We start from the raw sequence: 23,661 nt of genomic DNA on the forward strand, positions 1-23,661 counted from the left end.
GGCGGGCCTGTCGCGGCGGCGGGTGTCAGTCCCTTTCCGCGTTTCTTTCCCTGGTGTGCAACGCGGCGAACTCGTCTTCGAGCATGCTCATCACCAGGAGATCGTGGTACCGGCCGGCGATGAACGCGAAATCCCGCAGCCGGCCCTCCTCGACGAACCCCAGGCTACGCATGAGTGCAAGCGACGCCTGGTTGTACGCGAAGATCCTTGCCTCGCATCTGTGACAGCGCCGTTCGGTGAACATGAAGCGCAGCAGGATCACCGCGGCTTCCGTCGCGTAGCCCTGGCGCCGGTGGCCCGCGCCGAGCGCGACGCCGAATCCGAACCGGCCGGCACGGGAGTCCGTGCCGTGGGCGGTGACGGTGCCGACCATCTCTCCGGTGCCGAGTGCTTCGATCGCCAGCCGGAACGAGCCGCCGTCCTCCTCGATGCCGGTCGGACGGGTCACGAGAGCGCGGAATTCCTCAGCAGACCGGGGCGGTTTCAGCATGTTCATCGAGCGCTCGTAGTCAAGCTCTTCGTAGAAGCGCTTGATCGTTCCCCAGTCGTCGGGTTCCATGGCGCGCAGGCGTATCCGACGTCCGACCCAGAAGGATGCCACCCGGTGATGTGCCGCGGAGGGCGCGACGCCCCTACATGATTGCATAAACGTGCAGAGAAACGTATAGTCATGCCATCCAGAGGAGGGTGACATGACGGTACGTGCGGCGGTGGCCGGAGCGAGCGGTTACGCAGGGGGAGAGGTCCTGCGGCTGCTCCTCGCACACCCCGAGGTCGAGATCGGTGCCCTGACCGGCAACACCAACGCGGGCCGGCGGCTCGGCGAGCTCCAGCCGCACCTGCTGCCGTTGGCCGACCGGGTGCTGACGGCGACCACCACGGCGGCCCTCGCCGGCCACGACGTGGTGTTCCTCGCCCTGCCCCACGGGCAGTCCGCCGCCGTCGCCGAGCAACTGGGACCCGATGTCCTCGTCATCGACATGGGCGCCGACTTCCGGCTGCACGACCCCGCCGACTGGGAGCGGTTCTACGGCTCCGAACACGCCGGCACCTGGCCCTACGGCCTGCCCGAACTGCCGGGTGCCCGCGCCGCGCTCACCGGGTCCAGGCGGATCGCGGTGCCCGGCTGCTACCCGACGGCCGTCTCCCTCGCCCTCTTCCCCGCGTACACGGCGGGCCTCGCCGAGCCCGAGGCGGTGATCGTCGCCGCCTCCGGCACCTCCGGCGCGGGCAGGACACTCAAGCCGCACCTGCTGGGCAGCGAGGTCATGGGCTCCATGTCGCCGTACGGCGTCGGCGGCGGCCACCGGCACACGCCCGAGATGATCCAGAACCTCAGCGCCGCGGCGGGCGAGCGGGTCGCCGTCTCCTTCACACCCACCCTCGCGCCGATGCCCCGCGGCATCCTCGCCACGTGCAGCGCGAAGGCACACGAGGGGGTCACCGCCGAGTCGGTGCGCGCCGTCTACGAGAAGGCCTTCGCCGACGAGCCCTTCGTCCACCTGCTGCCCGCGGGACAGTGGCCGGCCACGTCGTCCGTCCACGGTTCCAACGCCGTTCAGGTGCAGGTCGCGTACGACGCCGCCGTGGGACGCATCATCGCGATCAGCGCCATCGACAATCTGACCAAGGGCACCGCGGGCGGTGCCGTCCAGAGCATGAACATCGCCCTGGGGCTCGACGAGACCACGGGGCTTTCCACGATCGGAGTCGCACCGTGAGTGTCACGGCAGCCAAAGGATTCACGGCGGCGGGTGTCGCCGCCGGGATCAAGGAGAACGGCAACCCGGACCTGGCCCTCGTGGTCAACGACGGGCCCCGCCGCTCTGCCGCGGGCGTCTTCACCTCCAACCGCGTGAAGGCCGCACCGGTGCTCTGGTCCGAGCAGGTCCTCAGAAGCGGCCAGGTGTCGGCCGTCGTCCTCAATTCCGGCGGCGCCAACGCCTGCACCGGCCCCCAGGGCTTCCAGGACACCCACGCCACCGCCGAGAAGACGGCCGAGGTGCTCGGCCGGGGCGCCGTCGAGGTGGCGGTCTGCTCCACCGGCCTGATCGGCGAACTCCTGCCCATGGACAAGGTCCTGCCGGGCGTCGAGGCCGCCGCCGCGGAGCTGTCCGAGCACGGCGGTGAGAAGGCCGCCATCGCCATCAAGACCACCGACACCGTGCACAAGACGGCCGTCGTCACCTGGGAGCCCACCGGGACTCAGGCCGGGGGAGGGTGGACCGTCGGCGGCATGGCCAAGGGCGCCGGCATGCTCGCCCCCGGCCTCGCCACCATGCTGGTCGTCCTCACCACCGACGCCGTCGCCGACGCCGAGACCCTGGACCGGGCGCTGCGCGCCGCCACCCGGGTCACCTTCGACCGGGTCGACTCCGACGGCTGCATGTCCACCAACGACACCGTGCTGCTGCTCGCCTCCGGCGCTTCCGGCGTCACCCCCCGGTACACGGAGTTCGCCGAGGCCGTACGGCAGGTCTGCGACGACCTCGGCCGGCAGCTCATCCGGGACGCCGAGGGCGCGAGCAAGGACATCAAGGTCGAGGTGGTGGGTGCCGCGACCGAGGACGACGCCGTCGAGGTGGGCCGTTCCATCGCCCGCAACAACCTGCTGAAGTGCGCCCTGCACGGCGAGGACCCCAACTGGGGCCGCGTCCTGTCCGCCATCGGCACGACGGCCGCCGCCTTCGAGCCCGACCGGCTGAACGTCGCCATCAACGGCGTATGGGTGTGCAAGAACGGCGGCGTCGGCGAGGACCGCGATCTGGTCGACATGCGCTACCGCGAGGTGCACATCGTCGCCGACCTGTCGGCCGGCACCGAGACCGCCACCATCTGGACCAACGACCTGACCGCCGACTACGTCCACGAGAACAGCGCTTACAGCTCATGAGCACAGGAAGCAACCGCAAACACAGCGCGCTGCCCAAGGCACAGATCCTCGTCGAGGCACTGCCCTGGCTGACCCGGCACCACGGAAAGACCATCGTCGTCAAGTTCGGCGGGCACGCCATGGTGAACGACGAGCTGAAGGCCGCCTTCGCCCAGGACGTGGTCTTCCTGCGGCACGCCGGCCTCAGGCCGGTCGTGGTGCACGGCGGCGGCCCGCAGATCAGCGCGGAACTCGACCGGCACGGCATCGCCAGCGAGTTCAAGGCGGGCCTGCGGGTCACCACCGAGGAGGCCATGGACGTCGTGCGCATGGTGCTCGCCGGGCAGGTGCAGCGCGAGCTGGTGGGGCTGCTCAACCAGCACGGGCCGCTCGCCGTGGGGCTCACCGGCGAGGACGCGCACACCATCACCGCCACCAAGCACTGGCCGGAGATCGACGGCGAACGCGTCGACATCGGACGGGTGGGCGAGATCACCGCGATCGACACCGGGGCGATCGAGGCCCTGCTCGCCGACGGCCGGATCCCGGTGGTCTCCTCCATCGCCCGCAGCCAGGACGACGGGCACGTCTACAACGTCAACGCCGACACGGTGGCCGCGGCGCTCGCCGCGGCACTGGGCGCCGAAACCCTCATGGTCCTCACGGACGTCGAGGGGCTGTACGAGGACTGGCCCAACTCGGACGAGGTGATCAGCCGCCTCACCGCTTCCCAACTGGAGAAGCTGCTGCCGGAACTGTCCGCCGGCATGGTGCCGAAGATGGAGGGCTGTCTGCACGCCGTGCGAGGCGGCGTGCGCACCGCCCGCGTCATCGACGGCCGGGTCCAGCACGCGATCCTGCTGGAGATCTTCACCGACGAGGGCATCGGCACCATGGTCGTGTCCGACGAGCAGGAGGGGGACGCCTCATGACGGGCAACCAGGAACTGACCACGCGATGGCAGGGCGTGCTCATGAACAACTACGGCACCCCGCGGCTGCCGCTGGTGCGCGGCGCCGGCGCCAAGCTGTGGGACGCCGACGGCAAGGAGTACCTGGACTTCGTCGGCGGCATCGCGGTCAACGCGCTCGGCCACGCCCACCCGGCCGTCGTCGAAGCGGTGAGTCGGCAGATCGCCTCCCTCGGCCATGTCTCCAACCTGTTCATCGCCGAGCCGCCCGTCGCCCTCGCCGAACGGCTCCTGCACCTTTTCGGCCGCGACGGCAAGGTGTACTTCTGCAACTCCGGCGCCGAGGCCAACGAAGGCGCGTTCAAGATCGGCCGGCGCACCGGGCGGACCCACATGGTCGCCACCCACGGCGGCTTCCACGGCCGGACGATGGGCGCCCTCGCCCTCACCGGCCAGCCCGACAAGCAGGACCCGTTCCGGCCGCTGCCCGGCGACGTCACCCATGTGCCCTTCGGCGACGCGCAGGCGCTGGCCGCCGCGGTCACCGAGGAGACCGCCCTCGTCGTCATCGAGCCGATCCAGGGCGAGAACGGTGTGGTGGTGCCGCCCGCCGGCTATCTGAAGGCGGCCCGCGCGATCACTGCGAGCACCGGTTCGCTGCTGGTCCTGGACGAGGTGCAGACCGGCGTCGGCCGTACCGGGAACTGGTTCGAGTACCAGGCCCACGAGGGCGTTCTGCCGGACATCGTCACCCTCGCCAAGGGCCTCGGCGGCGGGCTGCCGCTGGGCGCCACCGTCGCCTTCGGCCGCGCCGCCGACCTGCTCGGGCCCGGCCAGCACGGGACGACGTTCGGCGGCAACCCGGTGGCCTGCGCCGCCGGACTCGCCGTCCTCGACACCATCGCGAACGACGGGTTGCTGGAGAACGTCAAGCGGCAGAGCGAGCGGTTGCGGGACGGGATCGAGGCGCTCGGCCACCCGTTGATCGCCCGCGTCCGGGGTGCCGGCCTGCTCCTGGGTATCGTGCTCACCGAGCCGCTCGCACCGCAGGTCCAGCGGGCGGCTCAGGAGGCCGGTCTCCTGGTGAACGCGCCCGTCCCCGACATCGTGCGGCTGATGCCGCCGCTGATCCTCGGTGACGAAGAGGTGCAGGCGTTCCTCCGGGTGCTTCCCGGCATCCTCGACGCAGTGGGCGGGGACGGACGATCCGGGGAATGAGACGACGATGAGTCAGGAGCAGGACCACGAGCAGGACACCGAGCAGGCCGCCGGGCCCGCCGTGCCGCAGACCCGCACCGCGCGCCACCGCAGGATCGTGGACATCCTCAACCGGCAGCCGGTGCGCTCGCAGAGCCAACTGGCGAAGCTCCTGTCCGACGACGGGCTGAGCGTCACCCAGGCGACGCTCTCCCGCGACCTGGACGAGCTGAACGCGGTGAAGATTCGCAACACCGACGGCGACCTGATCTACGCGGTGCCGAGCGAGGGCGGGTTCCGCACGCCCCGCGCGCCGCTCGGCGGGTCGGCGAAGGAGGAGCGGATGCGGCGCCTGTCCCAGGAACTGCTGATCTCCGCGGAGGCATCGGCCAACCTCGTGGTCCTGCGGACCCCTCCGGGGGCCGCGCAGTTCCTCGCCTCCGCCATCGACCAGGCCGAACTGCACGACATCCTCGGGACGATCGCGGGCGACGACACGGTGTTGCTGATCAGCCGGGAGCCGGCCGGCGGACAGGCGCTGGCCGGCCACCTGCTGCGGTTGGCACAGAACGGCCACTGAGGTTTTCGGGCGGGTGAGAGGTAGGGGGAACGGGGGAGCCGGGGCGCGGGTGTGGTGCCGCCGGTGCCGGCACCGGCGGACCGGGCCGGGCGCGCGGTTCCGCACGCAGGAGCCGCCACGGTGCCGCCCGAGCCACTGGGCCCACGTGGCGGGCGGCCGTGGCCGGCGGACTCAGAGGAAACTCAGAGCTTCCCCGGTTTCCGCCGCCGCGCGGCACCGGCGATGCTGGAGGGCGAGATGAACACCACCCGCTCCGGCCGCTCTGCCCTGACCCGTCCCGACGGCTCCCCCCTGCGGGTCCTCGTCGTCGACGACGACCCTGATCTCGCCGAGGTGCTCACCGGCGCGCTGCGCTACGAGGGCTGGGAGGTCCGCGCGGCCGGCGACGGCGCGTCGGCGCTCGCGGCGGCCCGCGACCTCGGGCCGGACGCGGTCGTCCTCGACGTGCTGCTCCCGGACACCGACGGCTTCGCCGTGCTGCGCGGGCTGCACGAGGTGAAGCCCGACGTCTGTGTCGTCTTCCTCACCGCGCGGGACGCCGTGGAGGACCGCATCGCGGGGATCACCGCGGGCGGCGACGACTACGTCACCAAGCCGTTCAGCCTGGAGGAGGTCGTCGCCCGGCTGCGCGGAGTGCTGCGCCGTGCGGGCATGGCCCGGCAACTGGAGGAGGGCCCGCGGCTGGCCGTGGGCGACCTGGTGATGGACGAGGAGGCCCGCGAGGTGACCCGGGCCGGTGAACCGATCGAGCTGTCCCCGACCGAGTTCGAACTGCTCCGCTTCCTGATGCGCAACCCGCGCCGGGTGCTCAGCAAGGCGCAGATCCTCGACCGGGTGTGGTCCTACGACTTCGGCGGCCAGGCCCATGTGGTCGAGCTGTACATCTCGTATCTGCGCAAGAAGGTCGACGCGGGCCGCGCGCCCATGATCCACACCGTGCGCGGTGCGGGCTATGTGATCAAGCCGGCGCTGCCGTGAGGCCGGTCGCGCGGGGCGTGGCGCGCGGGCTGCGGCGGCTGCCGTGGCCGCGCACGCTGCCGGCGCGGCTCAGCGCAGGACTCGTGGTGCTGCTCGCCGTGAGCTGCGCCGCCGTGGGGGTGGCCGCGGTCGTCGAACTGGACGGCTTCCTCACCCGCCGCCTCGACCAGCAGCTGACCGACGTCGGGAGCCGGCTCCCGGCCAGCCTGGAGCATCATGGGCCGGCGCGCGACGATCACGACGGCGACGAGCACGGCGACACCCGGCGCCAGCCGACCGGCACGTTCGGCGCCCGCCTGGTCGACGGCCACGTCACCAACGCGGCCGTCGTGACCTCCGGCAGCGCCACCGCCAACCTGCGCCCGGTCGCCCTGTCCGGCGCGGACCGGGCGCGGCTCGCGGCCCTGCCCCTCGACAGCCGGGCCCGCACCGTCGCCCTCGGTTCCCCGCCCGCCGCCTACCGGGTCGTCGCCTGCCCGGGCCAGGACGGCGACGTACTGGTCACCGGGCTGCCCATGGAACCGTTGCAGTCCGCCGTGCACCGGCTCGAACTGGTCGCCGGGATCGTCTTCGGCGGTGCCCTGGTGCTCACCGGGGTGGCCGGTGCCCTGTGGGTGCGCTGGTCGCTGCGGCCGCTGACCCGGGTCGCCGCGACCGCCACCCGGGTCGGCGAGCTGCCGTTGGCCAGCGGTGCGGTCGCCCTGCCCGCGCGGGCCCCGCAGACCGACCCGCACGGCGAGGTGGGTCAGGTCGCCGCCGCGTTCAACCGCATGCTGGGGCACGTCGAGGACGCGCTGACCAAGCGGCAGGCGAGCGAGGAACGGCTGCGCGGCTTCGCCGCCGACGCCAGCCATGAGCTGCGCACCCCGGTCGCCTCGGTGCGCGGCCACGCCGAACTCGCCCTGCTGCACCCGGGCCCGGTGCCGCGGGAGGTGACGCGGGCGCTGGAGCGGATCGCCGCCGAGTCGGCGCGCATGGGCGAGATCGTCGACGAGATGCTGCTGCTCGCCCGGCTGGACGCCGGGCGGCCCCTGGAACGCCGTCCCGTGGACCTCACTCGCCTCGTCCTGGACACGCTCGCGGACGCCCGGGTCGCGGGCCCCGGCCACCGCTGGGCGCTGGAGCTGCCTGTGGAACCGGTGACGGTGACCGGGGACGCCCACCGCCTGCACCAGGTGCTGGCCAACCTGCTGGCCAACGCGCGGTCGCACACACCGGCCGGCACGGAGGTGACGGTGTCGCTGCGGACCGAAGGCGACACGGTCCGGCTGGACGTCCACGACACCGGACCGGGCGTACCCGAGGACGTCCGCCCCGGTGTCTTCGAACGCTTCACCCGCGCCGAGCACCGCCGCCGTACGGATGCCGCGGGCGGCGGCGCCGGTCTCGGCCTCTCGATCGTGGCGGCCGTCACCGAGGCGCACGGCGGCAGCGTGGACCTGGAGAGCGGGCCGGGCGCCACGACGTTCACGGTACGACTGCCGGCCGCGGCCCGGACGGGTGCCGCGGCGGGGTCGGCCGGTGTTTCCGGGGCGGTCCGTGCCGCGGCTGCGGCAGGTGAGGTTTCCGCGGCTGGGCCGGCCGGCGTACCGGACCAGGTCCGCGACGCGGCCCCGTCGCCCGAGGTCCGCGATCCGGTCCGCGATGCCGTTTCGTCGCCCGGCGTTCCCGGCCCGGTCCGGGATCCGGCGCAGCCGCCAGCTGTCCCCCGTCCGGCCCGTGGCCCGGCGGACCGGCGGCCGTGAGGCGTGTCCCCGGTTCCGTGAGGCGTGTCTCCGGGGTCGTGAGCCACGTACCCGGGGCCGCGCGGGACGGTGTCAGTACCGTCCGTGCCGTCAATACCGGGTGATCGCCGTGGCCCCGCCCGTCGTGCCGATCGCGATGTGCGGCCGGGCCGCCGGGCGCACCCAGCCGAGGATCCGGCGCATGGCCTCGGCGGGCACCGACACACAACCGGCGGTCGCTCCGGCCCCGTTGACGTGCAGGAAGATCCCGGCGCCCCGGCCGCGCACGGGATGCCGGTAGTTGAAGCCGACGACGAGCGCGTGCGCGTACTGCGTGCCGTACGCCATCAGGTGCTCCGACTCGGCGGCGCGGCAGTCGGCCGGCCGGGGCTCGGTCCAGCGGTTGTAGGCGAAGGACGCGGTGTCCTGGCACCACCAGGAATCCTGATGGACCCGCCGGTACCGCACGGACGTGCCGGCCGGCGCGGGCTGCACACCGAAGGCGAACGGCAGGCCGTACAGCCCGGTCGGGGTGGTGTTCGTGCCCTGCTCGCGGGCCGTGCCCTCGACGAGACCCTTGGCGCCGAACCTGGCCGGCGCCGATCCGGCCCGCACCCACTGCCCGCCCCGGCGGTCCCACCAGCTGACGGTGCCCGTGGTCGCGCCGGTGCGCGGCGCCTCGGCGGTGATCAGCTGGGTGCCGCCCCCGGTGTCGGCCATGCGTACCGGCAGCGGGGGCGTCCCGGCGCCGGCGGGCGCCGCACCGAGCACGAGGAGGGACGCGGAGACGAGGGCGGCGACGACACCTGGGCGCATGGCTCAGACCGTAGACGGCGGCAGCGGCAACGGCAGCCCGGGCAGGCCGTCCAGGCTGCTCGCCACGTGGTCCTTCCTGGTGAAGTAGGCGCTCAGCGAGGCGTCGTCCTCGCGCGCGAAGCGCCGCTCGTGCAGATCCCGGTCGGCGTCGTACGCCATGAGGGGGACCGCGTAGCCGCAGGTGTCCCGGACGAGTTCGGCGTGCACGACGACGATCGCGCGCAGGCCGTGTGGGGTGGGATCGATGCCGGGGAAGTACCCGAGCAGTTCCTTGAAGCGCGGATCGTCCCGGAAGATCGGTTCACCCCGACCGTGCACCCGGACGATGTTCGGCGGGCCCTGGAAGGCGCACCACATCAGCGTGATGCGGCCGTTCTCCCGCAGGTGGGCGATCGTCTCGGCGTTGGACCCGGCGAAGTCGAGGTAGGCGACGGTGCGCTCGTCGACCACCGCGAAGGAGCCCTTGAGCCCCTTGGGGGAGAGGTTGACCGTGCCCTCGCCGGAGAGCGGAGCGGTGGCGGTGAAGAAGAGGGGCTGTTCCTCGATGAACGTGCGGAGCCTGCCGTCGATGCGTTCATACGTCTTTCCCATGTCTGCCGAGTATTGCCGCAATCCGTTAGGAGGTCGAAGGAAAAAATGCGCCATCCGGCCAGGAATCGTTGACGGCCGCTGCCGCCCCGGCGCGCGAGGCGCGGCTCGGAGCCCCGGAGCGGTGCGGCGCGCCGCCTCCCCCGACTCAGATTGACGAATCATGCATAGTGCTGCATACTCATGCATGTCAGCTAGTGCACTGTGAGGAGAAACCCGTGACCGAGCGCGTCGTACTCGCCTACTCAGGCGGACTGGACACCTCCGTCGCCATCGGCTGGATCGCCGAGGAGACGGGCGCCGAGGTCATCGCCGTTGCGGTCGACGTCGGCCAGGGCGGCGAGGACCTGGACGTCATCCGCAAGCGCGCCCTCGCGTGCGGCGCCGTCGAGGCCGAGGTCGCGGACGCCAAGGACGAGTTCGCCGACGGGTACTGCCTCCCGGCGATCAAGGCCAACGCGCTGTACATGGACCGCTACCCGCTGGTATCCGCCCTCTCCCGGCCGACGATCGTCAAGCACCTGGTGGCCGCCGCCAAGAAGCACGGCGCCACCACGGTCGCCCACGGCTGCACCGGCAAGGGCAACGACCAGGTCCGCTTCGAGGCCGGCATCGTCGCCCTCGCCCCCGACCTCAAGTGCATCGCCCCGGTCCGCGACTACGCGATGACCCGCGACAAGGCCATCGCCTTCTGCGAGCAGAAGCAGCTCCCGATCGCCACCACCAAGAAGTCCCCGTACTCCATCGACCAGAACGTCTTCGGACGCGCCGTCGAGACGGGCTTCCTGGAGGACATCTGGAACGCCCCGATCGAGGACATCTACGAGTACACCTCCAACCCGGCCGAGTCCCGCGAGGCCGACGAGGTGATCGTCACCTTCAAGGAGGGCGTCCCGGTCGCGCTCGACGGCAAGCCCGTCACCGTCCTGCAGGCCATCCAGCAGCTCAACGAGCGCGCCGGTGCCCAGGGCATCGGCCGGATCGACATGGTCGAGGACCGGCTCGTGGGCATCAAGTCCCGCGAGGTGTACGAGGCTCCGGGCGCCATCGCCCTGATCACCGCCCACCAGGAGCTGGAGAACGTCACCGTCGAGCGCGAACTGGCCCGCTACAAGCGCCAGGTCGAGCAGCGCTGGGGCGAACTGGTCTACGACGGCCAGTGGTTCTCCCCGCTCAAGCGCGCCCTGGACGGCTTCATCGACGAGGCCAACCAGTGTGTCTCCGGCGACGTCCGGATGACCCTGCACGGCGGCCGCGCGGTGGTCACCGGCCGCCGCTCCGAGCAGTCGCTGTACGACTTCAACCTGGCGACCTACGACACGGGCGACTCGTTCGACCAGTCCGCCGCCAGGGGCTTCATCGACATCTACAGCCTGTCGTCGAAGATCGCCGCCAAGCGCGACCTGGCGTGACCGACTGACGGCACCTCAGCCGCACCGGCCTGACACCCGCCTCCTCACTTGTGTCCGAGTGGGGAGGCGGCGGCACATCCACCTCTCCCACAGTCTCTCCTAGGAGCAACGCAAGTGAGCAGCAACAGCGGTGACGTCCGGCTCTGGGGCGGCCGGTTCGCGGACGGTCCCGCCGAGGCCCTGGCGAAGCTGTCCGCGTCCGTCCACTTCGACTGGCGGCTCGCCCCCTACGACATCGCCGGTTCGCGCGCCCACGCGCGCGTGCTGCACAAGGCGGGGCTCCTCACCGGCGACGAGCTGGAGCGGATGACCGCCGGTCTCGACCGGCTGGAGGCGGACGTGGCGGACGGCTCCTTCGTCGGCACCATCGCCGACGAGGACGTCCACACCGCCCTGGAACGCGGCCTGCTGGAGCGGCTCGGCCCAGACCTCGGCGGCAAGCTCCGCGCGGGCCGCTCGCGCAACGACCAGATCGCCACGCTGTTCCGGATGTACCTGCGGGACCACGCCCGGATCATCGGCGGTCTGATCGCCGAACTCCAGGACGCGCTGATCGGCCTGGCCGAGGCCCACCCGGACGTGGCGATGCCCGGCCGCACCCACCTCCAGCACGCCCAGCCGGTGCTGTTCGCCCACCATGTCCTCGCGCACGTCCAGGCCCTGTCCCGGGACGCCGAGCGGCTGCGCCAGTGGGACGAGCGGACGGCGGTGTCGCCGTACGGCGCGGGGGCCCTGGCCGGTTCCTCGCTGGGCCTGGACCCGGAGGCCGTGGCCGAGGACCTGGGCTTCGAGCACGGCAGCGTGGGCAACTCCATCGACGGCACGGCCTCACGTGACTTCGTGGCCGAGTTCGCCTTCGTCACCGCGATGATCGGGGTCGACCTCTCCCGGATCGCGGAGGAGGTCATCATCTGGAACACGAAGGAGTTCTCCTTCGTGACGCTGCACGACGCGTTCTCCACCGGCTCGTCGATCATGCCGCAGAAGAAGAACCCGGACATCGCCGAGCTGGCCCGCGGCAAGTCCGGCCGGCTGATCGGCAACCTGACCGGCCTCCTCGCCACCCTCAAGGCGCTCCCGCTGGCCTACAACCGCGACCTCCAGGAGGACAAGGAGCCGGTCTTCGACTCGTGCGACCAGCTGGAAGTGCTGCTGCCCGCCTTCACCGGCATGATGGCCACCCTCACGGTCAACCGCGAGCGCATGCAGGAGCTGGCCCCGGCCGGTTTCTCGCTGGCCACCGACATCGCCGAGTGGCTGGTCAAGCAGGGCGTGCCCTTCCGGGTCGCGCACGAGGTGGCCGGCGAGTGCGTGAAGACCGCCGAGGCCGAGGGCAAGGAACTGGACGACCTGACCGACGAGCAGTTCGCGAAGATCTCCGCCCACCTCACCCCCGAGGTCCGCACGGTCCTCGACGTCCCCGGCGCGCTCGCCTCCCGGGACGGCCGCGGCGGTACGGCACCGGCCGCGGTCGCCGTCCAGCTGGCCGAGGTCAAGGCGGACGTGGCGGCCCAGCACGCGTGGGCCGTCGCCAAGAACGCACAGTGACACCCGGGGCGGGCACCGGCCCGCCCCGGCGTACGGCGGCCCGCCGGTCCCGCGCGCGTGATCATGGCCACCACGCGCGCGTGCGGCCCGGCCGTCGCGGTTACGTTGGTCGTGCACGCGTATCGAAGCCGACCGAACGGAGCCCGTGATGCCCTTCGCCCGACTGGCCTCAGCGACGACGGCCACGTGCCACATCGGTCTGGGGCTCGCCGCCGTCGGACGTCCTGGGTACATCAACCTCGGCCGGGAGCAGGACCTCCCGGCCGACCGTACCGTCGACGCCCTGCGCGAGCGCACCCACGAACTCCTCGACGCCGCCTACGCCCAGGGCGTGCGCTACGTCGACGCCGCCCGCTCCTACGGCCGCTCGGAGGAGTTCCTCGCCGACTGGCTGCGCGCCCGCCCGGACGTCACGGACGTGGTCGTCGGCAGCAAGTGGGGTTACACCTACACCGCCGACTGGTCCACCGACGCGGAGCAGCACGAGGTCAAGGACCACAGTCTGCGGACGTACGAGCGGCAGCGCGCCGAGACGGACGCGCTGCTCGGCGACCGGCTCGACCTCTACCAGATCCACTCGGTGACCCCGGACAGCCCGGCCCTCGCCGACAAGGAACTCCACGCGAGGCTCGCCGAGGCCGCCGCCGACGGCCTGACCATCGGGTTCTCCACCAGCGGCCCGGCCCAGGCGGACGCCGTCCGCGCCGCCCTCGCCGTGACGGTCGACGGCGAACCCCTCTTCCGTACCGTCCAGTCGACGTACAACCTCCTGGAGACGTCGGCCGGTCCGGCCCTCGCCGAGGCGCACGACGCCGGGCTCACGGTGATCGTGAAGGAGGGCATGGCCAACGGGCGGCTGGCCGCCGCGCAGGCACCGCAGGCCTTGCGCGCCGTGGCGGAGGAGATGTCCCTGGGATGCGACGCGGTCGCCCTCGCGGCGATCCTGCGCCGGCCGTGGGCGGGCGTCGCCCTGTCCGGCGCCGCGACCGCCGGCCAGCTCGCCTCCAATCTCCAGGCGGCGGCCGCCGACCTGGACGAGGAGCAGCTCGCCCGGCTCGCACCGCTCGCCGAGGAACCGGCCGCCTACTGGGAGCGACGCGGACAGCTCCCCTGGCACTGAGCCCCACGGACCCCGCGCTCCTGATACCGCCATGCCTACGGTGAGACATTCTCGTCTCAAATGGCTTACCCTTGTCTCATGGCTCTGGACCGCGACCGTGTGCTGCGCAGCGCAGCCGCCCTGCTGACCCGTAGATCCACCGCGACCATGGACGAGGTCGCCAAGGCCGCCGGGATCAGCCGGGCCACCCTGCACCGTCACTTCGCCGGGCGCGACGCGCTGGTGCGGGCACTGGAAACGCTCGGCATCGAGGAGTGCGTGGCCGCGCTGGACGCGGCCCGCCCGGACGAGGGCCCCGCGAGCGACGCGGTACGCCGGCTGGTGCGGGAGATCGAGCCCGCCGCAGGCCTGCTGGCCTTCCTCTACACCGAGAACCAGCTGTTCGAGGGCGAGGACCGGAACCAGGGCTGGGCCCGGCTCGACGAACGGATCGAGGCCCTGTTCCGCAGAGGCCAGGCGGAAGGCGAGTTCCGTATCGATCTGACCCCCGCGTGGCTCACCGAGGCGCTGTACGGCCTGCTGGCCTCCGGCGCCTGGGCGGTCATGGAAGGCCGGGTCGCCCCCAAGGACTTCACCCACATGATCGTCGAGCTGCTGCTCGGCGGTGCCGTACGGAGCGCGGAATCATGAGCAGTACCCTGCGGGCGGCCCCGCCGACGGAGGCGGAGCGGCGCCCGGGCCGCTGGCTCGCGCTCTCCGTCCTCGTGCTTGCCGTGCTGCTGGTGGCCGTCGACGCGACCGTCCTCGGCCTCGCGACCCCCTTCATCAGCGAGGACCTCAGGCCCTCCGGCAACCAGCTGCTGTGGATCGGCGACGTCTACTCCTTCGTCATCGCCGGCCTGCTCGTCTCCATGGGCAGCCTCGGTGACCGCATCGGCCGCAAGCGGATCCTGCTCGGCGGTGCCACGGCGTTCGGCGCGGTCTCCGTGCTCAACGCCTATGCCACCACCCCCGAGCTGATGATCCTGGCGCGGGCGCTGCTCGGCGTCGCGGGTGCCACCCTGATGCCCGCCACACTCGCCCTGATCCGCAACCTCTTCCACGATCCGCGCGAGCGCAGCCTCGCCGTCGGCATCTGGGGCGCCATGGCCTCCGCCGGTACGGCCGTCGGCCCGATCGTGGGCGGATTCCTGCTGGAGCACTTCTGGTGGGGCTCGGTCTTCCTCATCAACCTGCCGGTGATGGCGGTGCTTGTCCTGGTCGGCGCGAGGACGCTGCCCGAGTCCCGCAACCCGCACCCCGGTCCCTGGGATCTGACGAGCGTCGTGCTGTCACTGGTCGGCATGATCGGCGTCGTCTACGCGATCAAGGAGACCGCCTCGCACGGCTTCTCCCCGGCCGTCCTCGGCACCGGCCTGCTGGGCGTGGCCGCGCTGTCCGGGTTCGTGCGCCGCCAGTTCACCCTGCCGATCCCGCTGCTGGACATGCGGCTGTTCGGGCGGCGCGGGTTCAGCGGGGCGGTCCTCGCCGACCTGCTGACCGTGCTCGGCCTGTCCGGGCTGGTGTTCTTCCTCTCCCAGTACCTGCAACTCGTGCAGGGCAGGCGCCCGTTCGAGGCGGGCCTCGCCGAGCTGCCGGCGGCCGTCGGCGCGGTGGTGACCGGGCTGGCCGCGGGCCGGACGGCGCGGCGCTTCTCGGTGCGGGCCGTGGTCTCCGGCGGTCTCGCCGCGGTGGGCCTGGCGCTCGCCGCGCTGACCACCCTGAGCCGGACGACCGGGTATCCGCTGCTCGGCGCCGCGCTCCTGGTCGTCGGCGTGGGCGCGGGCTTCTCCTTCACGGTGACGGCCGACGTGATCCTCTCCAGCGTGCCCAAGGAGCAGGCGGGCGCCGCCTCCGCGGTCTCCGAGACGGCATACGAACTCGGCGCCGCCCTCGGCATCGCGCTGCTCGGCTCCATCGTGACGGGCGTCTACCGGGGCTTCACCGGTCCGGCGGGCACCCCGGCCGCCGCCCACGAGTCACTGGGCGGCGCGGTGGAGGCGGCGTCGGCCCTGCCGGCCCCTACCGCGCAGGCCCTGCTGACCGCGGCCCGCGACTCCTTCGTCCACGGCCTCCACCTGGCCGCCGGCGCCGGAGCAGTGGTCCTCCTGGCGACCTCGGCGGCGGCCTGGTTCCTCCTGAAGAACCAGAAACTGGAAAACTCCCCCTGAGACCGGACCACACCCTGTGCACCCGCAAACCCCAGCCCAGGACCGCCGGAAACTGCGCGAGCATCCACAACGAACCCGCACTCGAAGCCCCGCAGACTGACGGATCCCGCCCGTCCGACCTGCGCGACAACCAACTCAGGACCGCCGGAAACTGCGCGACCAACCACAACGCACCCGCACCCGAACGACCACAGTCCCCACCCTCACCCCACGCCGCCCCAACCGCCGGAGGCCCTACGCAACCTTCGCCTTCGTCGCGTACATGTCCACATACTCCTGCCCCGACAACCGCATGACCTCCGTCATCACGGAATCGGTGACCGCGCGCAGCACATAGCGGTCCCGGTCCATCCCCTCGTACCGGGAGAACTCCATCGCCTCACCGAACCGCACGGTCACCCGCCCCGGACGCGGGAAGCCCCGCCCGCCCGGCTGCAGCTTGTCCGTGCCGATCATGGCGAACGGCACCACCGGGGCGCCCGTCATCAGGGTCAGGCGGGCGATGCCGGTACGGCCGCGGTAGAGCCGCCCGTCGGGGGAGCGGGTGCCCTCGGGGTAGATGCCGAACACCTTCCCCTCCTCCAGCACCCGTCGCCCGGTCATCAGCGCGGCCACGCCGCCGCTCGCCCCGTCCCGGTCCACCGGGATCATGCCGACACCGGTGAAGAACCAGGCCATCAGGCGGCCCTTGAATCCCTTGCCGGTGACGTACTCGTCCTTGCCGATGAACAACACCTGCCGTTTGGACACCAGCGGCAGCACGAACGAGTCGATGAACGTGAGATGGTTGCCCGCCACGATGACCGGACCGTCCGCCGGGATGTGCTCCGCGCCCTCCACCTGCGGGCGGAACATCAGACGCATGATCGGTCCGAGCACTGCCTTGATGAGCGCGAAGCGGGACAACGGGTCCTCCGAAGCCGAGGGCGGTATGAGTCTTTGCAGGTGAGGACGATACTCGTGGCATGGGCGAAGCGCACATCACGTGGGTCCTGTTCACCGATGTCTTACTCACTGTTGACGTGGGTTTACCTGCGCAGGCGTGCCGCGGGACCGGGCGACGCGGGCGTGTCGATGTGACGGACATCGCCCGGCCGTCCGCCGGACACCTGCCCGTCCCACCCCCAACGGCCCGTCACCTCGGCTTCCCGGGTGACACCTGACATCACCTGGGTGTTGGGGCCGGAGTCTCCCCGGCGTCATGTTCACGCCCCTACGATCGGCGCGCACCGAAGACGATTCCGGCCGGGCGCCCCACGGCGGGGCGCCGGACACAGCGGCCGGGCGGACGGCAGGAAGGCGTTCATGGACACGCACGAGTCGAACGGTCAGACGCAGGGAACGGGACGGCGAGCGCTCCTCGGCGCCGCGGTGCTCGGCGCGGGCGGAGCGGTCCTCGGACTGCCCGGCGCCGCCCGGGCCGCGGACTCCCGGTCCGGCCAAGGGGGCGGCAGCGGCTTGCGGAGCCTGCCCGTGCCGACGATCATCGGCCACCGGGGTGCCAGCGGCTACCGCCCCGAGCACACCTTCGGCTCCTACCAGATGGCCCTCGACCTCGGCGCCGACATTGTCGAGGCCGGCGACCTGGTGCCCACCAAGGACGGCCACCTGGTGTGCCGGCACGAGCCGGAGATCGGCGGCACTACGGACGTCGCCGATCACCCCGAGTTCGCCGCCCGCAAGACCACCAAGGTCCTCGACGGCGTTTCCACCACCGGCTGGTTCACCGAGGACTTCACCCTCGCCGAGCTGAAGACCCTGCGTGCCGTCGAGCGCATCCCGGCCAACCGTCCCCACAACGCCCTCTACAACGGACGCTGGGAGATCCCCACGTTCGAAGAGGTCCTGCGGTGGCAGGACGAGCAGACCCGCAAGCGCGGCAAGCAGGTCTGGATCTACCCGGAGACCAAGCACCCCACCTACTTCCGCAAGCTCGGCCTGGGTCTGGAGGAGCGGGTCGCCAAGCTGCTGCGCAAGTACGGCAAGGACAAGCGGAACTCGCCGGTCATCCTGCAGTCCTTCGAGCCGACCAGCATCCAGCGGCTGAACGAGCTGGTCGACAATCCCCTGGTCGTCCTGCTCTCCTCGGCGGGCAGCCGCCCCTACGACTTCGTCGACGCGGGCGACCCGCGTACGACCGCGGACCTGATCACGCCCAAGGGCCTGCGGGAGATGGCCGGCTATGCGCAGGGCATCGGTCCGACCCTGGACCTGATCATCACCAAGAAGGCCGACGGCAGCCTGGACCAGACGACCACGCTCGTCGCGGACGCGCACAGGGTGGGCCTGATCCTGCACCCCTACACCATGCGCAACGAGAACCCCTTCCTGCCGAAGGAGTTCCGCAAGGGCACCGACGCGGACGCCTACGGAGACGCGTTCGGCGCGTTCAAGGCGTACTTCGCGACCGGCATCGACGGCGTGTTCACCGACAACACCGACACCGGCCTGCTCGCCCGCGCCGACTTCGTCAACGGCTGAGCGTCCGACGCCCGTTCGGGTTGACCCCTGGCCGCCCCGGCAACCCGTGCCGGGGCGGCCACGTCGTTGCGCATATGACGCACGATCTTGTTGCCGCGCTGCGCCCGCTGCTCACCGCCGAAGCCGGTGCTGAGGCACTTGCCACGGGAACCGAGCCCGCGGATCTGGAGCAGGCGGTCTGGCTGCGCCTGCTGGAACGTCTGGAGGGCGCCGGTCCGCCGCCGGACCCGCAGGGCTGGCTGCGCCGGGCCGTGCGCGCCGAGGCGCGGCGCAGCCGGCGCAGGGCCCGCGTGGAGCGGCCGTACGAGACGGAGCCCGCCGACGGTGAGGCCGACGGGCCCGAACAGGCCGCACTCACCGCGGCACGCCACCGGGCGTTGCGCGAGGCGGTGCGCAGGCTGCCCGGCCGCTGTCCGCGGCTGCTGGAGGCGCTGTTGTCCCCGAAAGACCTCACCTACCGGGAGATCGCGGGGGAGTTGGGTATCTCACAGGGCAGTCTGGGGCCGGAACGTTCCAGATGTCTGGGATGTCTGCGTCGATTGCTGTCTGCGGAGGTTGCGGGTCGCTGAGCGCGGGGATAGGAGTGAGGAACCACAGGCGATCAGGTGAGCGGGAGGCGTGCGCACATGGGCATGAGTGTGACCATCTCGGCGGCGACCGAGCAGGACGCGGAGCAGATCTTCAGGCTTCAGTACCTGTGCTTTCAGAGCGAGGCCGCACTGTACGGCAACTACCGCATCGACCCGCTCGTCGAAACCCTCGACTCGGTCCGCGAGGAGGTCGCGGCCGACTGCGTCTTCGTCGCCCGGCTCGGTGACGAGGTGGTCGGCTCGGTCCGCGGGACGATCAGTGAGGACGGCGCGGCCGCCATCGGCAAACTCTGCGTCCACCCGCGGTTGCAGGGCCACGGCATCGGCGCCCGGCTGCTGAGCGCCGCCGAGGCCGCGCTCGCCGGGGAGCGCGGCGCCACCACGTTCCGGTTGCAGACCGGCCACCGCAGCGAGAGCAACCTGCGGCTGTACCGGCGGGTGGGCTACCAGACGGTCGGCACCTCCGAGGGCACGGACGGCGTGCCGATGATCGTCCTGGAGAAGCCGGCCGGGACCTACGCGACTACGGCGTGACAGTGGCCCGGGCCCGGCGCAGCCAGTACAGGGCCGTCAGGGGCAGCAGCACCGGAATGAAGACGTACCCCAGGCCGTAGTCGGACCAGACCGTCGAGTCCGGGAAGGCGGACGGGTCGACCAGCGTCCAGGTCCCGACGGTCAGCACACCCGCGAGTTCGGCGGCGCAGCACACCAGCGCCGCCCTGCGGGCCCGTTCGCCGCCGCGCACCAGCGAGTACGTGATGAATCCGTAGACGACGCCGGCCACCGCCGACAACGCGTAGGCGAGCGGCGCCCGGTCGAAGTCGGTCGCGATCTGGTAGACGGACCGTGAGACGGCCCCGACGACCATCACGCCGTAGAACCAGACGAGCAGCATTCCGGGCCCGCTGATCAGCCGTGCTTTCGCCGTTTTGTCCTCGGTGGTGGTCAACTCAGCCTCCCCAGATGTCATAGAGCCGTACCTCCAGGACGGCGAGCACGACGCCGCCCGCGGCGACCGTGACCGAGCCCCACCGGGTGCGTTCGGTCAGTGACATGAAGCCCGCCGCCGGGACGCACGCGAACGCGCCCAGCAGGTAGGCCACGAAGATCGTCGTCCCCTGCTCGGGGCGCTCGCCCCGGGCCAGCTGCACGATCCCGGCCACCAACTGCACCACGGCCAGCAACGACACCACGGCCATCCCGATGAAGTGCCAGTCCTTGGTCGGCTGGTCACGGTAGGCCGCCCAGCCGCACCAGGCGGCCAGCAGCAGCGCGGCGACCCCGGTCGCCGGCGTCAGGGGATTGAGCATGCGGTGACCCTATTACGGTGCGGGAGCCCGGCCGCGTCCGGGCTCCCGTGCGGACGACGGCGCAGCGGGGGCGGCAGTGGCGCAGCCGGGGCGGGCCGCGCTGTCCCCCCGTCACCGTGGCGTTGGCCACAACCCACTCCGGTCACGAGCCCGCGGCGGGTCGGGCAGAGAACGCCCGCCGGCCCTCTCCGCACTGGTCACCGCCCCGGAGCGGAGTCCTTCGCCGTCAACCGGCCGCCGGCCACGGCTGTCCACCGCTGTCCGGGATATGGACAGCGGCGGCCGGCCGGCACCGCGGATCTGATTAACTGGCCGCATGACCATGACGAGCACCCGCATTCTTGCGACCGAGGCGACCATCACGCCCGGTGCTCGTTGTATGTGTCGAATGTGCGCCTGCTGAGGCATCCCCGCACCGCCTGAGCCCCCCCCGCGTCCCGAAGCGCGGCACGGCCGCGCGTCGTCATGCGACCCGCGTAGCGGCTCGGCCCCGTGCACCCGATCCACTTTCCCCCGCGTCACCGCGAGAACCGCATCGCGTCCTCGCGCGAACGCGCCCTGGGCACACCCGAGCCCGCCCCCGACAGTGACGGAAATCCACGTGATCACCACCACGGGCCTGACCAAGGTCTACCGCACCCGCGGCCGCGAGGTCACCGCCCTCGACGGCGTCGATCTGCACGTCCGCGAAGGCGAGGTGTACGGCGTCATCGGCCAGTCCGGCGCCGGAAAATCCTCGCTCATCCGCTGTGTCAACCTGCTGGAACGCCCCACGTCCGGGACGGTCACCGTGGCCGGCCGGGAGCTGACCGCCCTGGCCGGGCGCGGCGCCAGGGCGAACCGCGAACTGCGCCGGGCGCGCAGCCGGATCGGCATGGTCTTCCAGCACTTCAACCTGCTGTCCTCGCGGACGGTCCAGGACAACGTCGAACTGCCCCTCGAAATCCTCGGCAGGTCCGGGCAGGAGCGGGCCCGCAAGGCGCGCGAACTCCTCGACCTGGTCGGTCTCGCCGACCTGGCCCGGGCCTACCCCGCCCAGCTCTCCGGCGGCCAGAAGCAACGCGTCGGCATCGCCCGCGCGCTGGCCGGCGACCCCGATGTGCTGCTCTCCGACGAGGCCACCAGCGCCCTCGACCCGGAGACCACGCGCTCGGTCCTGCACCTGCTGCGCGACCTGAACCGGCAGCTCGGCCTCACCGTCCTGCTCATCACGCACGAGATGGACGTCGTGAAGTCGATCTGCGACTCGGCCGCCCTCATGGAGCGGGGCCGCGTCGTCGAGTCCGGCACGGTCGGTGAGATCCTCGCCACCCCGGGCTCCGAACTGGCCGCCGCGCTGTTCCCCGTGGGCGGCGAGAGTTCCGGCGCCGACCGCACCGTCCTCGATGTCACCTTCCACGGCCAGGCCGCCACCCGGCCGGTCGTCTCCCAGCTGTCGCGCACCTACAACATCGACATATCGATCCTCGGTGCCGCCATCGACACCAACGGCGGCCGGCAGACCGGCCGGATGCGGATCGAACTGCCCGGCCGCTACGAGGACAACGTCGTACCGATCGGGTTCCTGCGCGAACAGGGCCTGCAGATCGATGTCGTCGGCCTCGCGGGCAAGCAGTCCACGCCGGCGACGGACGGTGCCGAATGACCTGGTCCGATTGGTCCGAGATGCAGCCGCTGCTGTCCCAGGCCTGTTGGGACACGCTCTACATGGTCGGCTGGTCCACGCTCGTCGCCGTCGTCGCAGGGCTGCCGCTCGGTGTGCTGCTCGTCCTCACCGACCGCGGCGGGCCGGCCCAGAACGTCATCGCCAACAAGGTGATCGGGCAGACCGTGAACATCGCCCGCTCCATGCCGTTCATCATCCTGATGGTCGCGCTGATGGGCTTCACCCGCTGGGTCACCGGCACCACCATCGGCCGTGAGGCGGCCATCGTGCCGCTCGCCGTCGGCGCGATACCGTTCTTCGCCCGGCTCGTGGAGACGGCCGTCCGGGAGGTGGACGGCGGACTGGTCGAGGCCGTCCAGTCGATGGGCGGCAACACCTGGACCGTGGTGCGCAAGGTCCTGGTGCCGGAGTCCCTGCCCGCGCTGATCTCCAGCACCACCACCACGATCGTCGCCCTGATCGGCTACTCCGCCATGGCCGGCACCGTCGGCGCCGGCGGCCTCGGCGACATCGCCATCCGCTACGGCTACCAGCGCTTCGAGACCCAGCTGATGTGGATCACGGTCGCCGTCCTCGCGGTCGTCATCTCCGTCATCCAGTTCGCCGGCGACCACGCGGCCCGCGGACTGCACCGGCGCGGCGGCAGATCGGGACCGGCCCCGAAGCTGCGCCTGCTCAAGAACCCGGCCGCGGACGGCGAAACCGCCTGATCCGGCAGCGCCGCCCCCGATCACCCGATCCCGCCCAGATCTCCCCGCACACCGACAGCGGGGACGTTTCGCCCCAAGGAAAGGCACTTTTCGTGCGTAACTCCGCAAAAATCACCGCCGCCCTCCTCGCCGCCGGAGCCCTCACCCTCGGGCTCACCGCCTGCGGCTCGGGCAACGACGGCGCCTCGTCCTCCGCCGGGCACGACGGCCCGCTGGTCGTCGCCGCGAGCCCCACCCCGCACGCCGAGATCCTGAACTACGTCAAGGACCACCTGGCGAAGAAGGCGGGCCTGGACCTGGAGGTCAAGGAGTTCACCGACTACGTCACGCCGAACACGGCGACCGAGGACGGCTCGGTGGACGCCAACTACTTCCAGAACCAGCCCTACCTCGACGACTTCAACACCAAGCGCGGCACCCACATCGTGCCCGTCGTCACCGTGCACCTGGAACCGCTCGGCCTCTACTCGCACAAGGTGAAGGAAACCGACGCCCTGAAGTCCGGCGCGACCGTCGCCGTCCCGAACGACACCGTCAACGAGGCCCGTGCCCTGAAACTGCTCGCCGCGAACGGCCTCATCACCCTCAAGGCCGGCGTCGGCAGCGAGGCCACCCCGCGGGACATCTCGGAGAACCCCAGGAACCTCACGTTCAAGGAGGTCGAGGCGGCCCAGACGCCCCGTTCCCTGGACGACGTCGACGCCGCGGTCGTCAACGGCAACTACGCCATCTCCGCCGGACTCGAACCCGCAAAGGACGCGCTCGTGCTGGAGTCCGCGAAGAACAATCCGTACGGCAACTTCCTCGCGGTCAAGGAGGGCAACGAGAAGGACCCGCGGGTGGTGAAGCTCGCCGGGCTCCTCACCTCGCCCGAGGTCAGGAAGTTCATCGAGGACACGTACCAGGGGTCGGTCATCCCGTCCTTCTGAGCGGCTCGCACCGCCGGCCGGCCGCGGAACAGGGGTGCGTATACGGCGTATCGCCCTCGTGGGGTCCGCACCCGCACCGG

At 71.6% G+C, this 23,661-nt stretch carries 23 protein-coding genes and 1 pseudogene; 18 read left to right on the forward strand and 6 right to left on the reverse strand.

The features are described from left to right. Positions 1–25 precede the first annotated feature (25 nt). The gene (locus ACFYPJ_RS12520) at positions 26–646 is read right to left on the reverse strand and encodes a GNAT family N-acetyltransferase (protein ID WP_389015088.1); all 621 of its coding nucleotides are present in this window, start codon (positions 644–646) and stop codon (positions 26–28) included. Between the two features lie 46 nt (positions 647–692). On the opposite strand from ACFYPJ_RS12520, the gene argC reads away from it, so the two are divergent. The 7 genes and pseudogenes from argC to ACFYPJ_RS12555 all read left to right on the forward strand — a co-directional run. After that, positions 693–1,721, forward strand: coding sequence for an N-acetyl-gamma-glutamyl-phosphate reductase (gene argC, locus ACFYPJ_RS12525; RefSeq protein WP_389014594.1), 1,029 nt, complete (start codon positions 693–695; stop codon positions 1,719–1,721). Further along, a complete protein-coding gene (gene argJ / locus ACFYPJ_RS12530; protein WP_389014596.1) occupies positions 1,718–2,893 on the forward strand; it encodes a bifunctional glutamate N-acetyltransferase/amino-acid acetyltransferase ArgJ in 1,176 nt (391 codons plus the stop codon). Before argC ends, argJ begins: the two co-directional genes overlap by 4 nt. Beyond that, positions 2,890–3,804: an acetylglutamate kinase gene (argB, locus tag ACFYPJ_RS12535; RefSeq protein WP_389014598.1), complete on the forward strand. Its 915-nt coding sequence runs from the start codon at positions 2,890–2,892 to the stop codon at positions 3,802–3,804. Before argJ ends, argB begins: the two co-directional genes overlap by 4 nt. Further along, positions 3,801–5,000: an acetylornithine transaminase gene (locus ACFYPJ_RS12540; RefSeq protein WP_389014600.1), complete on the forward strand. Its 1,200-nt coding sequence runs from the start codon at positions 3,801–3,803 to the stop codon at positions 4,998–5,000. Before argB ends, ACFYPJ_RS12540 begins: the two co-directional genes overlap by 4 nt. Positions 5,001–5,007: 7 nt before the next feature. Continuing rightward, a complete protein-coding gene (locus ACFYPJ_RS12545) occupies positions 5,008–5,559 on the forward strand; it encodes an arginine repressor (RefSeq protein ID WP_389014603.1) in 552 nt (183 codons plus the stop codon). Between the two features lie 237 nt (positions 5,560–5,796). Beyond that, positions 5,797–6,537: a response regulator transcription factor gene (locus ACFYPJ_RS12550; RefSeq protein WP_389014606.1), complete on the forward strand. Its 741-nt coding sequence runs from the start codon at positions 5,797–5,799 to the stop codon at positions 6,535–6,537. A 29-nt stretch (positions 6,538–6,566) separates the two neighbouring features. After that, positions 6,567–8,024, forward strand: a pseudogene (locus ACFYPJ_RS12555) (ATP-binding protein); the annotation flags it as partial. 348 nt (positions 8,025–8,372) lie between these two features. Here ACFYPJ_RS12555 and ACFYPJ_RS12560 read toward each other — a convergent pair. Together ACFYPJ_RS12560 and ACFYPJ_RS12565 are read right to left on the reverse strand one after the other, a co-directional pair. Then, positions 8,373–9,077, reverse strand: a complete 705-nt coding sequence (locus ACFYPJ_RS12560) for a L,D-transpeptidase (protein ID WP_389014609.1) — start codon at positions 9,075–9,077, stop codon at positions 8,373–8,375. A 3-nt stretch (positions 9,078–9,080) separates the two neighbouring features. After that, positions 9,081–9,668, reverse strand: coding sequence for a pyridoxamine 5'-phosphate oxidase family protein (locus ACFYPJ_RS12565; RefSeq protein ID WP_389014612.1), 588 nt, complete (start codon positions 9,666–9,668; stop codon positions 9,081–9,083). A gap of 215 nt (positions 9,669–9,883) precedes the next feature. On the opposite strand from ACFYPJ_RS12565, the gene ACFYPJ_RS12570 reads away from it, so the two are divergent. From ACFYPJ_RS12570 to ACFYPJ_RS12590, 5 genes are all read left to right on the forward strand, one after another. Continuing rightward, a complete protein-coding gene (locus ACFYPJ_RS12570; protein ID WP_389014615.1) occupies positions 9,884–11,077 on the forward strand; it encodes an argininosuccinate synthase in 1,194 nt (397 codons plus the stop codon). 114 nt (positions 11,078–11,191) lie between these two features. Continuing rightward, positions 11,192–12,625, forward strand: coding sequence for an argininosuccinate lyase (gene argH, locus ACFYPJ_RS12575; protein WP_389014618.1), 1,434 nt, complete (start codon positions 11,192–11,194; stop codon positions 12,623–12,625). A 148-nt stretch (positions 12,626–12,773) separates the two neighbouring features. Then, the gene (locus ACFYPJ_RS12580) at positions 12,774–13,745 is read left to right on the forward strand and encodes an aldo/keto reductase (protein ID WP_389014621.1); all 972 of its coding nucleotides are present in this window, start codon (positions 12,774–12,776) and stop codon (positions 13,743–13,745) included. A 78-nt stretch (positions 13,746–13,823) separates the two neighbouring features. Further along, positions 13,824–14,375, forward strand: a complete 552-nt coding sequence (locus tag ACFYPJ_RS12585) for a TetR/AcrR family transcriptional regulator (protein WP_389014623.1) — start codon at positions 13,824–13,826, stop codon at positions 14,373–14,375. Then, positions 14,372–15,895: an MFS transporter gene (locus tag ACFYPJ_RS12590; RefSeq protein ID WP_389014626.1), complete on the forward strand. Its 1,524-nt coding sequence runs from the start codon at positions 14,372–14,374 to the stop codon at positions 15,893–15,895. Before ACFYPJ_RS12585 ends, ACFYPJ_RS12590 begins: the two co-directional genes overlap by 4 nt. Before the next feature lie 234 nt (positions 15,896–16,129). On the opposite strand, the gene ACFYPJ_RS12595 is transcribed toward ACFYPJ_RS12590, so the two are convergent. Next, positions 16,130–16,801, reverse strand: coding sequence for a lysophospholipid acyltransferase family protein (locus ACFYPJ_RS12595; protein WP_389014629.1), 672 nt, complete (start codon positions 16,799–16,801; stop codon positions 16,130–16,132). Between the two features lie 399 nt (positions 16,802–17,200). Between ACFYPJ_RS12595 and ACFYPJ_RS12600 the strand changes: the two genes are divergently transcribed. From ACFYPJ_RS12600 to ACFYPJ_RS12610, 3 genes are all read left to right on the forward strand, one after another. Further along, on the forward strand, positions 17,201–18,376 hold the full coding sequence (locus ACFYPJ_RS12600) for a glycerophosphodiester phosphodiesterase (RefSeq protein WP_389014632.1): 1,176 nt from the start codon (positions 17,201–17,203) through the stop codon (positions 18,374–18,376). Positions 18,377–18,450: 74 nt separating this feature from the next. After that, positions 18,451–18,945 (forward strand): sigma-70 family RNA polymerase sigma factor, encoded by a 495-nt coding sequence (locus tag ACFYPJ_RS12605; protein ID WP_389014635.1) that lies wholly within the window; start codon positions 18,451–18,453, stop codon positions 18,943–18,945. A 57-nt stretch (positions 18,946–19,002) separates the two neighbouring features. Beyond that, positions 19,003–19,500, forward strand: coding sequence for a GNAT family N-acetyltransferase (locus tag ACFYPJ_RS12610; protein ID WP_389014638.1), 498 nt, complete (start codon positions 19,003–19,005; stop codon positions 19,498–19,500). Here the strand turns inward: ACFYPJ_RS12610 and ACFYPJ_RS12615 are convergent. Then, positions 19,490–19,936: a hypothetical protein gene (locus tag ACFYPJ_RS12615; RefSeq protein WP_389014641.1), complete on the reverse strand. Its 447-nt coding sequence runs from the start codon at positions 19,934–19,936 to the stop codon at positions 19,490–19,492. The two genes, ACFYPJ_RS12610 and ACFYPJ_RS12615, sit on opposite strands and share 11 nt — an antisense overlap. Then, entirely contained in the window at positions 19,917–20,276 is a 360-nt protein-coding gene (locus tag ACFYPJ_RS12620; protein ID WP_389014644.1) for a hypothetical protein, read from the reverse strand. The genes ACFYPJ_RS12615 and ACFYPJ_RS12620 overlap by 20 nt, the downstream gene beginning before the upstream one ends. Positions 20,277–20,877: 601 nt before the next feature. Between ACFYPJ_RS12620 and ACFYPJ_RS12625 the strand changes: the two genes are divergently transcribed. From ACFYPJ_RS12625 to ACFYPJ_RS12635, 3 genes are all read left to right on the forward strand, one after another. Continuing rightward, positions 20,878–21,921, forward strand: a complete 1,044-nt coding sequence (locus tag ACFYPJ_RS12625; protein WP_389014647.1) for a methionine ABC transporter ATP-binding protein — start codon at positions 20,878–20,880, stop codon at positions 21,919–21,921. Then, positions 21,918–22,652, forward strand: a complete 735-nt coding sequence (locus ACFYPJ_RS12630; RefSeq protein ID WP_389014650.1) for a methionine ABC transporter permease — start codon at positions 21,918–21,920, stop codon at positions 22,650–22,652. The genes ACFYPJ_RS12625 and ACFYPJ_RS12630 overlap by 4 nt, the downstream gene beginning before the upstream one ends. Before the next feature lie 92 nt (positions 22,653–22,744). Next, entirely contained in the window at positions 22,745–23,581 is an 837-nt protein-coding gene (locus ACFYPJ_RS12635) for a MetQ/NlpA family ABC transporter substrate-binding protein (protein WP_389014653.1), read from the forward strand. Positions 23,582–23,661 lie beyond the last annotated feature (80 nt).

Origin of the sequence: Streptomyces sp. NPDC006012 (genome assembly GCF_042871185.1) — a bacterium.
Lineage (GTDB): Bacteria > Actinomycetota > Actinomycetes > Streptomycetales > Streptomycetaceae > Streptomyces.